10 protein-coding genes are annotated in these 10639 nt (G+C 67.2%); 4 read left to right on the forward strand and 6 right to left on the reverse strand.

The genetic code is table 11. From position 1 onward, the window contains the following. Nucleotides 1-44: 44 nt before the first annotated feature. Both AC5Y5E_RS05735 and AC5Y5E_RS05740 read left to right on the forward strand, forming a co-directional pair. Complete coding sequence (locus tag AC5Y5E_RS05735) at nucleotides 45-452, forward strand: hypothetical protein (RefSeq protein WP_499902023.1); 408 nt, start codon at nucleotides 45-47, stop codon at nucleotides 450-452. Next, nucleotides 449-1918 (forward strand): FAD-dependent oxidoreductase, encoded by a 1470-nt coding sequence (locus tag AC5Y5E_RS05740; protein WP_499902024.1) that lies wholly within the window; start codon nucleotides 449-451, stop codon nucleotides 1916-1918. The genes AC5Y5E_RS05735 and AC5Y5E_RS05740 overlap by 4 nt, the downstream gene beginning before the upstream one ends. 19 nt (nucleotides 1919-1937) lie before the next feature. Here the strand turns inward: AC5Y5E_RS05740 and AC5Y5E_RS05745 are convergent, their stop codons facing one another. Genes AC5Y5E_RS05745 through AC5Y5E_RS05760 form a run of 4 tightly spaced genes read right to left on the reverse strand, consistent with a single transcriptional unit; the run spans nucleotide 1938 to nucleotide 6600 of the window. Then, nucleotides 1938-3827 carry a lysophospholipid acyltransferase gene (locus AC5Y5E_RS05745; RefSeq protein ID WP_499902612.1) on the reverse strand — a complete coding sequence of 630 codons (1890 nt, stop codon included), beginning with the start codon at nucleotides 3825-3827 and terminating at the stop codon, nucleotides 1938-1940. Between the two features lie 14 nt (nucleotides 3828-3841). Further along, nucleotides 3842-5668: a fatty acid--CoA ligase FadD11 gene (gene fadD11 / locus AC5Y5E_RS05750; RefSeq protein ID WP_499902025.1), complete on the reverse strand. Its 1827-nt coding sequence runs from the start codon at nucleotides 5666-5668 to the stop codon at nucleotides 3842-3844. 39 nt (nucleotides 5669-5707) lie between these two features. Further along, nucleotides 5708-6181 (reverse strand): VOC family protein, encoded by a 474-nt coding sequence (locus AC5Y5E_RS05755; RefSeq protein WP_499902026.1) that lies wholly within the window; start codon nucleotides 6179-6181, stop codon nucleotides 5708-5710. Nucleotides 6182-6198: 17 nt separating this feature from the next. Beyond that, on the reverse strand, nucleotides 6199-6600 hold the full coding sequence (locus AC5Y5E_RS05760) for a helix-turn-helix domain-containing protein (RefSeq protein ID WP_499902027.1): 402 nt from the start codon (nucleotides 6598-6600) through the stop codon (nucleotides 6199-6201). Between the two features lie 61 nt (nucleotides 6601-6661). On the opposite strand from AC5Y5E_RS05760, the gene AC5Y5E_RS05765 reads away from it, so the two are divergent. Together AC5Y5E_RS05765 and AC5Y5E_RS05770 are read left to right on the forward strand one after the other, a co-directional pair. Beyond that, nucleotides 6662-7108 (forward strand): PPOX class F420-dependent oxidoreductase, encoded by a 447-nt coding sequence (locus tag AC5Y5E_RS05765; protein WP_499902028.1) that lies wholly within the window; start codon nucleotides 6662-6664, stop codon nucleotides 7106-7108. After that, complete coding sequence (locus tag AC5Y5E_RS05770) at nucleotides 7105-8052, forward strand: MBL fold metallo-hydrolase (RefSeq protein ID WP_499902029.1); 948 nt, start codon at nucleotides 7105-7107, stop codon at nucleotides 8050-8052. The genes AC5Y5E_RS05765 and AC5Y5E_RS05770 overlap by 4 nt, the downstream gene beginning before the upstream one ends. 43 nt (nucleotides 8053-8095) lie before the next feature. Here AC5Y5E_RS05770 and AC5Y5E_RS05775 read toward each other — a convergent pair whose 3' ends face one another. Both AC5Y5E_RS05775 and AC5Y5E_RS05780 read right to left on the reverse strand, forming a co-directional pair. Then, nucleotides 8096-9484, reverse strand: a complete 1389-nt coding sequence (locus AC5Y5E_RS05775) for an SMODS domain-containing nucleotidyltransferase (RefSeq protein WP_499902030.1) — start codon at nucleotides 9482-9484, stop codon at nucleotides 8096-8098. Between the two features lie 2 nt (nucleotides 9485-9486). Further along, a complete protein-coding gene (locus AC5Y5E_RS05780; protein WP_499902031.1) occupies nucleotides 9487-10632 on the reverse strand; it encodes an HNH endonuclease in 1146 nt (381 codons plus the stop codon). Between the last annotated feature and the right edge of the window lie 7 nt (nucleotides 10633-10639).

Raw genomic sequence — 10639 nt, forward strand, 5'->3', positions numbered from 1 at the left:
CCGTCGAGTTCAACAACTGTTGAAGTCACCGAGGAGGCCCCGCCATGACCGTGACCGTCATCCAGATCGGACTCGATCCCGAGGTGATCGACTACTCGTCACCGGACTTCGCCCAATTCCCGGGGCTGTCCAGGGAGACGCTGCGGGCGGCCAACGACGACAACGTCGCGGGACTGCGGGCCGCCGGCTACGACGTGGACAACTGCCTGATCGACTTCGGTGCGGCGGGCGCCGACAAGGCCCGACATTGGCTGGAGGCCAAGCCCTACGACGCCGTGCTGATCGGAGCCGGGATTCGCCTCGTCCCCGGCAACACCCTGCTGTTCGAGTCGATCGTCAACGCCGCGCACGCGACGCAGCCCGGCTGCCGCTTCGTCTTCAACCGCGCGGCGGTGTCCACGCCCGGCGACATTCGCCGCTGGTTTCCCGAGCCGGAAGGAGCGGCCCGATGACCACCATGCACACCGTCGACGTCCTGGTGGTTGGCGCGGGCCCGACGGGCCTGACCGCGGCCGGCGACCTGGCCCGCGCCGGGCGATCGGTGGCGGTGCTGGAGCGCTGGCCCACCGCAAACCCGTCGAGCCGCGCGTTCGCCACCATGGCCCGCACCCTCGAGGTCCTCGACGCCCGGGGGCTCGCCGACGACCTGTTGGCGCTCGGGCACCGCGCGCCGGGCGTGAAACTGTTCGCCGGGGCCCGCATCGACCTGACCCATCTCGACTCGCCGTACCCGTTCGTCTTGGTGACCCCGCAGACCAACGTCGACGCGGCGCTGCACCGCTACGCGGCGGGCGAGGGCGCCGACATCCGTCGCGGCATCGAGGTGATCGCGCTCGACCAGGACGCCGACGGCGTCACCGTCACCGCCCGGCCCAAAGACGACGGCGATCCGGCGCATCGGCAGACCTGGCGGTCGCGGTACGTGATCGGTGCCGACGGCGCCCACAGCACCGTTAGAGCGTTGCTGGGCGCGGATTTTCCCGGCAAGACCGTGCTGACGTCGATCGTGCTGGCCGACGTCAAGCTCGCCGACGGCCCCACCGGCGGCGGCTTGACGGCGGGAGCCACCGGCGACGTCCTGGGGTTCCTGGCGCCCTACGACCGCCATGACGCGGACGGCTCGTGGTATCGGGCCATGGTGTGGGACCGCGACCACCAGGTGCCCGACGGTGAGCCCGTCGACAACAGTGAGATCGTCGACGTCCTTACCCGGGCCATGCGCACCGATTTCGGCGTGATCGATGTCAGCTGGAGGTCCCGATTCCATTGCGACGAAAGACAAGTCGACCAATACCGGCACGGCCGGGTGTTCCTGGCCGGCGATGCCGCGCACGTGCACTCCCCGATGGGCGGCCAGGGCATGAACACCGGCATCCAGGACGCCGCCAACTTGGCCTGGAAGTTGGATGCCGTGCTGGGCGGCGCCGACGACCGATTGCTGGACTCCTACCACGACGAGCGGCACCCGATCGGCAAACGCGTGCTGTTCCAGTCCGGACTGATGGCCCGCGCCGCCACGCTGCACCCGCGACCGGCGCGGCTGCTGCGTAACCTGTTGGCTCCCAGTCTGCTTCGGATCCCTGCGGTGCGAGACCGGGTGGCGGGCAGTTTCGCGGGCACGACGCTGCGTTACGCCCGCCGCGGGCTGGTCGGCACCCGCGCCACTCAGATACCCCTGGTCGAGGGACGGTTGACCGAGCTGCAACGCACGGGGGGATTTGTCTTGGTGCGCGAACACGGTGCCGCGCTCCTCGAGGCACCCGGGATGCTGCAGGCAGAGCGGGCCGACCGGGGTCCGGCGGTGCTGGTGCGCCCCGACGGGTACATCGCGTGGGCGGGGCCGTCGGCCGAAACGCATCGGCTCCCTCGGGTGCCGGTCAAACGACACAGCGCCTCTACTGGGGCACCTGTGGCGTAATCTCCCGCAGCCACCGCTGCTAGGTCGCCGCCGTGCGGGCCAGCTCCGCGATGGTGTTGACGCGCCGGATGGCGGTGGCGATCTCGTCGGCGAACTCGCGCCGTCGCTGGGCGAGTTGCGGGTCCTCGAACGCGTCCACCAGCTCGCGGTGCCGGGCCAGCCGCAGCGCGGTCTTGAACAGCTCCATCGACCGCGACTCGGCGTTGGCGATCCTGCGCTGCAACTCCCACTGCTTGCCCACCTCGAGGCATTCGGTGAGAAAGACGTCCTCGTCGAACGATTCGTCGTCGTAGGCGGCCAGCCGGTCGGCGACGATGTGGTAGGCGTCCAGGAACGGACGTAACACCAGGTGCGCCAGCAGCAGGTCGGCCTTTTCCAGCAGCCCGCGCACATCGGCCGCGGGGGCGGCCTTGCTGGTGTCCTCCACCCGCCCGATCAGGCGCACCTCGTCGGCCAGTTCCTTCTCGAACTGCGCCCGCGCGGAGAACAGGAACTCGAACTTCAGCAATTCGCGCAGGGCCAAGGCCTCGTCGCGAACGGCCGCCGGTGACACCAGCCGGTCGACCGAGTTCTCGGCGGTTTCGATGGCGGCCAGCAACGCGGTCTCGGCGATGGCGCGATCGACCATGATGTGGATGGCGGTGTTGCGGTAAAACGCCGCCACCAGGTGCTGGTCGGCGCCGATGCCCCAGACCGGTTCCGTGCCGGCGTCGTAGACGCTGACCACGCCCGAGGTGACGAGCTGGTGCAGGGTCCAGCGGATCGTCGAGCGGTTCGTCAGGTCGGCGGCGCCGGCGACCGTCCAATTCCGCGCCGCGATGTAGCTCGCCAGCGGGCGCACGGTGGCCAGGACCTCGCTGATGGACAACGACCGGTCCGCGCCGAGCAGCGCGAGGCTGACCACCGCGGTGGGGGTGACGGGGGTCGCGCGGTTGATCCGGTGCTCGACGTCCAGTGCGATGCGCTCGATCTCGGTGCCGGTCCCGGGCGCGGAGGTATCCAGGGCGCGCAACTCCTCGAGCCGCTTACGCAGCGGCAGCGGTTCGCCGAAGTCCAGGTAGGCGCGCCCGAGTCGCTCGCCCTGCTGGCGCGCCAGCCGGACCAGGAACCGGAAATCCTCCGGCCGTTTGGCCGCACCATAGGCCTCGGTGGTCATCGCCTCCACCTCGTGCAGCTGGTCGTACACGATGGAGGTCGGCACCAAATAGACCTCGGGCCCGTCGATTTCGTCGACGGCGTCGCTGATGTAGCGCAGGATGCCGTACACCGGAGGCCGCAGCTTGCCGGTCCGGGTGCGGCCCCCTTCGATCGACCACGTGAGGTTGGCGTGGTTCTGCACCAGCTGGGCGGCGTAGGCGCGCAACACGAACCGGTACACCGGAATGTCCTTGGTCTGACGTCGGATGAAGATCGTGCCGGTGCGCTTGGCCCAGGCGCCCATCGGGAAGAAGTTCAGGTTCGCGCCGCCGAAGGTGAGCGCGGGCGAGAGCCGGTTGGCCTGGATCGACTCGGGCAGCAGCAGGCCGTCCAGGTAGGAGCGGTGCGAAAAGGCAAACGCCAGAGTCGCTTTGCGGTCCAGCCTACGCAGTTGGGCGATCTGATCCTCGTCGACCAGGATGTCGTAGGCCCGCGTCAGCCAGCAACTGAAGCTGCGCCAGGCCCTGACGGCCCGCTCGTCCAGCGAGGGAGCCATCTCGCGCAGGTAGCCGGCGGCCTCCGCGCGCACGTCGTCGCGGTCGCGTCCGAGTTCCTCCGCCAACTTGGCCAGCCGCTCGTCGTACCACGGCGCCGCCAACAGCTCGACCACCTCGTCGGGGTCGGTCGGCAGCGGCATCGTCGACTCGTCCACCATGCCGGTGCGCTGCAGCAGCTTTCGCACCCCCGTGCGCCCGATTTCGCGCGCTGACACCACCGGTCCCCCGCTCACGCCGGCTGCGCCGTCGCGGCTTCGGCCGGCTCGTGGACGTCGGGGTGCAGATCAGCAGAATAGAGTTCCTCGATCTCGCCCGCGTACTTCGCCATGATCGGCTTGCGCTTGAGCTTCATCGTGAGCGTGATCTCGTCCCCGCCCGGCTCCCACACGGTGGGCAGCACCCGGAAGCGCTTGATCTGTTCCACCCGGGACAGTTTGGCGTTGCCCTCGGCCACACCCGCGGCGATCTGCGCGATGACCTCCGGATGGGTGGCCAGCGCCGCCGGCGAGGCGTCCGAGAGGCCGCACTGGTCCGCGTACGGTCCGACCGAGTCGGCGTCGAAGACCATCAGGGCGGCGTTGTACGGTCGGCCGTCCCCGATCGTGATCATCACGCCGACCATCGGGCAGGCGGCCAGCACGGTGTTCTCAATGTTGGCCGGTGACATGTTCTTTCCGGCCGCGTTGATGATCAACTCCTTCTTGCGGTCGACCACCCGCAGATACCCCTCGGCGTCGACCTCGAAGATGTCACCGGTGTGCAGCCAGCCGTCCTCGTCGATCGCCTCGGCGGTCTTGGCGGGTTCCTTGCGGTAGCCCCTCATCACCAGCGGACCGCGGACCAGAAACTCGCCGTCGTCGGCGATCTTACCCTCCAGCCCGGGCAGCAACTTGCCGACGGTGCCCAGGCGCGCGTCAACCGGATTGCTCACGGTCGCCACGCAACTCAGCTCCGACATCCCCCAGACCTCGGCGATCGGAATGCCGATGCCGAGGAAGAAGGCCAGCGTCTCGATGGGAATCGGCGCCGCACCGGACACCGCCCAGCGCAGTTCCCCGAAGCCGAGCCGCTCCCGCAGCTTCGACAACACCAGCTCGTCGGCCTTGGCCCACTCGGCGGCCAGCTCGTCAGACATCTCCTCGCCGGCCACCAGCGCCGCGGCCCGCCGGGCAGCCACCGACATCGCCCACTGCAACGCCTGCCGCTTGACTTCGTCCGTCTCGTGGCTCACCGCGAATTCGATTGCGGCCTTGAGCTTTTCCCACACCCTCGGCACCGCCCCCCACACCGTGGGCCGCACGTCGGGCAGCGCGGCGGCGATGGCGCGCGCGTCCGAGACCACCGTGACCTGGGTGCCGAACACCTCCAGGCCGTACAGCGCCATCACCCGGTCGGCGATGTGCGCCGTCGGGAGGAACGACGTGCCCCGGTCGCCGAACCGGGCCGGCAGGACCGAGTTGAGGGCGACCATCTCGAACAGCAGATTGGCGTGCGTCATCTCCACGCCCTTGGGGTTCCCGGTCGTCCCGGACGTGTAGATGAGCGTGACGACGTCGTCGGGTTGCACCGCCCGCCAGGTGGATTCGAAGTCGAAATCGTCGCGTGCGGCGGCATAGAGGTCCTCGACCGAGATGGTGTCCGGCGGCGAGCCGTCGATGCAGATGATGTGCTCGACGGGCGCGCCGCTGGCGCGGATGCGGTCGACGTACTGCTCCTCGCAGATCGCGACCTTGGTGCCGGCGTTGTCGAACAGGTAGGTCAGCTGCTCGGCGGGCAGCGTGTTGTAGACCGAAAACGAAACGGCGCCAAGGTGTTGGGCGCCGATCTCGAACGGGTAGAACTCGATCCGGTTGGCCATCATCAGCGACACCGTGTCGCCCGGCCCCACCCCCAGGCCCGCCAGGCCGGCGGCGACCTTGCGCACCTGCTCCGCGAGTTCGCGCCACGTCAGCGTCTGGGTGCCGCCGGGCGTCCGGAGCGCTACGGCATCGGGGTCGATGGACGCGGTGCGCTGGAAGGCCTCACAGAGGGTGGCCGGACCGTCGGTTGTCGTCATTCCGTGAGCGTACGTCCGTGGCCAGTGGCGCGGAACACATCACCGGGCATCGGGTCGCCAGAGCTGCACGGTGCTCGACGCGCCGCCGGGCAATTCGAGCAGTTCGATGGGGGTGCCGTCGGGATCGTGAATGAAGAACATCCGCACGCCGCCGATGTCGACGGGCGGCTCGGCCCGGACGTCGGGGTGGTGGCCGCGAACGGTCTCGTAGGCCGCGTCGAGATCGTCGACCCGGAACGACATGTTCGTGTAGCCCAGGTGCGGGCCGCTCGGGGACTCCGGCACCACGCCCAACGACAGCAGCTCGACCATGGCGGCGCCGATCAGCCCGCCCACCATGCGGCCCTGTTGCGCAGCCCCGCCGGTCACCGAGTCCAACCCCGCCCCGGCCAGCTCGACGTCGAACACCACGTCCATGCCCAGCACCGCGGTGTAGAACGCCACGGACGCCTCGATGTCGGAGACGCCGATGCAGATGTGCGAGAAGTTCTGGACGGCGATCGGGTGGGTCATTGCTGCTCCTTAAGTTGCTAGACGGCGTACGGCACCGACGGCGCGGTGTGAATCCCGCAGGTGCAGGCGTCAATCGACGGACACGTGCAGCGCATCCCCCACTCGATGACGGCCCGCGCCCGGGCCAGCGACTCCAGCTGCGCGTCGATCTCGGCCAGCTTGGCCTCGGCCAGGGCCCGGCTGGTGGGCCGTCCGGGCGCATCGTCGGCGAACAGCAGCTGGATCTCTTCCAGGGCGAAGCCGGCGGACTTGCACAGGCGGATCACCTCGAGCCGGGTGAGCACCGAATCGTCGTAGCGGCGCTGGCCGCCCAGCCGAGCCGGCGCCGAAACCAGGCCGATCTGCTCGTAGTAGCGCAGCGTCGTGGCCGCGACCCCGGCCCGGCGCGCCACCTCCCCGATCGTCAGGCTTGGGGCCATCGTCGCCTCCCGAAAACTCGATGCTTGACTTAGAGCTAACTCTAAGTCGTTGACTGGGAGCATGCACCCCCCAGCGCTCGACGAACTGAGCCACGCCCGCTACGCCCTGCTCCGGTCCTTCCGCCGCGACGGAACCCCGGTCAACACCCCGATCTGGTTCGGGCTGGACGGCGACGGGCTGGTGTTCCGGACCAAGGTGGGGCCGAAGACCCGGCGCCTGGCCGCGCGCCGCGACGTCGAACTCGCCGCCTGCGACTACCGGGGCCGGGTGCGCCCGGGCGCGACGACGCTCGCCGGCCGGGCGACGATCCTGTCGGGCGCCGACGCCGAGCGGGCCAACCGCGTGCTGCACCGGCGCTACGGCTGGCAGTGGAACGTCGTCCCGCTGATCAAGGTTCCGGGCGTGACCAACGTCCACCAGGACCTGTGCGTCCGCGAAAAGCTGCGCCGCGCCCGCGACCGCCGCGTCTGGACCGACAGCGCCATCGTGCGGGTGGAGCTGCCATGACCGCCACGAAGGCCGCACTGCCCGACCCCGTCCGCTCCCCCACCGTCCTCGAATGCTGCAGTGCCGCAGCCGGACTCGTTCGGGGCCTGGTGCGGCCCAGGCGCTTCGACCGGCGGCTCGTCCGCAGCATCGCCGACGCGGGGCTGCCCGATCCCCTCGGCACCGTCGAGGTGACCGCGCTGCCCCAGGTGCCCCGCTCAGTGCCGACCGCCGCGATCGTCGAGGGCACGTTCCGCCCTGCGCGCGTGGAGAACTCGCTGACGTCGTTCATCGTCACGCACCCGAAAGCCACGTTCATCGTCGACCCCGCCGTGTGCACCGACGTCGAGCAGCGGGCGATCGTACAACTGCCCGCGGTGCTGCGCGTCGCGGTCCGCCCGCCCGCGGACACCATCCCCACCGTCACCGCGCTGGCGCAGCTTCCCGAAACACCGCGCCTGGATTTCGCATTGCCCACCCACGCGCATTGGGATCACGTGTCGGGGCTGCTGGACCTGCCCCAGCTTCCAGTGCTGTTGCACCGCAGGGAAAGCGAGTGGATCGGTGGCGGACCGGTCGCGCCCGTGGGCGGTGTGCGCGATGCCCTGCGCGATCGGCCCCGCACCGAATACGAGCTGGACGGCCCGCCGGTGCTGACCTTCGCCCGAAGCCACGACCTCTTCGGCGACAACTCCGTCCTGCTGGTGGACCTGGCCGGGCACACCCCGGGCAGCGTCGGGGTGCTCGCGCACACCGGCCGGGGGTGGATCCTGATCGCCGGCGACGCCGCCTGGCACCAGCTGCAGGTCGAGAAGGTCCGCCAAAAGTCAAGCTACCCGGGGGCTTTGGTCGATGTGGATCGCGACGAGACCTTCCGGACGCTGCACCGCCTGCACCTGGCGCGGCACGCGGTGACGATCATCCCGACCCACGACCATCAGGCGGCGCAGCAGCTGCCGGTCTAGAGACCCAGGCAGCCCGGGCCCAGCAGCTCCTTGAGGTCGCCCATCAAATAATCTGGACCTCATGGTGGTCGCTCGCGACGACGACACCGCCTTGCACAACGTAGGCTTCGACGTAGTGCTTTCCCCGATAGAGCGTTTCTTCTGTCTGCACGTTCCGACTTTTGTTGCCGCCCTTGCGGATTTGTCCGCGGAGCCCGCCAGGTACCCGTGCGGCTTCAATGCCGCGATTTCGTACCTTCCAGAACACCTCGTACGGCTCGGGCGTGTCGGTGTAAAGCTGAAATTGCAAGGATTCGTGACGGCCGACGACGCGCTGCTGGCGCAGTAGGTTTGTCCGCGAGCCCAAGACGCTGGCCACGATCGTCGCGTTGTAGCGTTGCCGGACAACGCCGCAACGCGCTTCGATAAACTCCTCATCAGGCGCGATATCTATGCCCGAAGATAAAACGCGGCTGCGCGAGGAAAGATCCCTCACCACCTTGCTGGCCACCAACTCGTTGCGCGCTTGCTGGACCTCGTCTGCGGCAAACTCAGGGCCGAATAGTTTCTGCCATGCAACCAGTGCGGCTGCGTCATCTCGGCCTTGGAGATCGAAAGCCTCACGCGCCCAACGGGCATAGTCGGCAATCTTGGACTTGAAATTAGCGATCACCACCGGGTCTTCCCAGCGGTGGCCGAAACTCACCCCGGGACAGCTCGGATCGTCGAGCGGGGGACTCCCCACGTACCCGGCGAGCCAGGTATCGAGGGCTTCCAACAGGTGCACCAATGCCGTCGGCAGATCTGCGTACGTGGTCTCGGTTTCCCAGAACTGAACGCAGTTACCCAGCATCACGGTGAGGATGACTGAAGGGCAACTGAAGGTGTTCTTGAAGTCGCGTAGCCACTTGAGCAGCCGAATCACCCGGCGCAGCTGACCGCCCGTTATATCGTCGCGTTCCTTCATCCAGTCGGAGAACCCGAGGGGGTTCGTCTCTTCGAACTCATTGTCGCGATAGCAGATGATTACCTGCCGCCCGTCGTCCAGGGTGATCGACGGCACCACATCCACGTGACAATCGTTGGCGTAAGCGATACGAACACAGCGGTTCTTGCGTACCAGTTTGGCCTTATAGGTGTTGTTGCGTTTGAAGGCGGCCCTGACTTGCTGCAGGTACGTCTTGGGATTGCCGTTCCAGTCGTGGTTCTGTTCTAGATGCAGCAGAACGTCGGCGTCGAACTCGTCGTGTGTGGCGACGGGATTGATGATGGTTTTCTGGGACCAGGATCCCTGGGGCAAGTGTTCCTTGTACATGTGGCCGATCCCGGGGTCGCGCTTGAACGCGTTGGTGATGGCGTCGACATGAGCGTCTAGCTGATCGAGCCGATACTGTTTGAGATTGACCGTGCGGTCTAGGAAGGCATGGAAATGTGCGTCGAAATCGGTTGGCATGGTTACACCTCCAGTGCGCGGCGATAACCACCGTCCGCGCGGTCGTAAAGGACAATCACGGGCCGCAAGTCCTTTGACTTCAGGATCCGCCCGAAGGCGACGGCGGCCGATAGTGGAAGGGCGCCCACCACGTGCAAGCGACGCATCTGTTTATTCGTCGCTTCCAAGCCCGTGAAGTAGCTGCGGACGGCAGCGGTGAACCGGTCCAGAACTGCGGCATGTGAGAAGACGTCTTCTGCAGGCCCCACATCCGGAGCGAGCGTCCAAATCGAAAGCCCTTGCAGGCGTTCGGGTAGATCACCGAACGGAGTGGTGCCAGAAAGGTTGGTGATGAGCACCCCGTCCGCGGCAGATTCGTCGGTGGAAACTTGCTTGAGAATGAAATCAGTTCCTGGGTCTATTGATTGGGGCCACAACCACGAGTCCGTACAGCGGTGCCGCTGGTAGATCTCGGCCGGTGACCCGTCATCCAATTTCGACCCCAGATACACCAGCAGTGGCAATCTCGCGATCGCGAAAACACTCAAGTGAGTGATGTCACCCTTGCGGATCCCTGGCTGGACCCAATTTTCCACAACGCGGTCGATCTCGCCTGCGGCGAGGCGGTAGTAGTCCGGGCTCAGGGGATGTTCGCCCGGAATACGCTGCAGATCGATCTCTACACCCTGTCGATCGTAGGACTCCAGGAAATGCGGAAAGCGTTGAGCGCAGCGCAATACCGCCTCGGCAGCTGCGCGACGGGGCAATTCCATGACATCACCGCGGATATCGCCAGCCATCCGCAAGATCGCGGTGCGCCGATCCTGGACGAGGCCGGTCTGGAATTTGATCTCGGTCTCGTGTTGCCGTTTGCGTTCGCGCAGAAACCGGACGTCGAGAAGTCCAGCGACTTGCTGGCTGTCGATTTCGTTATGGCATGCACTGCACGCGAGGAGAATGTTGTCGACCTCGTCACGCTCGTCGACGGGCAGCGAATCCATTCCCCGCGGCGACTTCTCGGAATTGACTCGACCGACAATGTGGGCGCCCTCGCCCAACGACACCTCTTTCGCACTGAGATCACCCTCAAGCAGATACCGCTTACACAGTGTGCACCGCCCGCCTGCGCGCACCCACAAGATTCGACGGTCGGTATCGGTGAGGCTCATCGACGAG

The sequence above is a fragment of the Mycobacterium sp. NGS54 genome, from assembly GCF_059812465.1.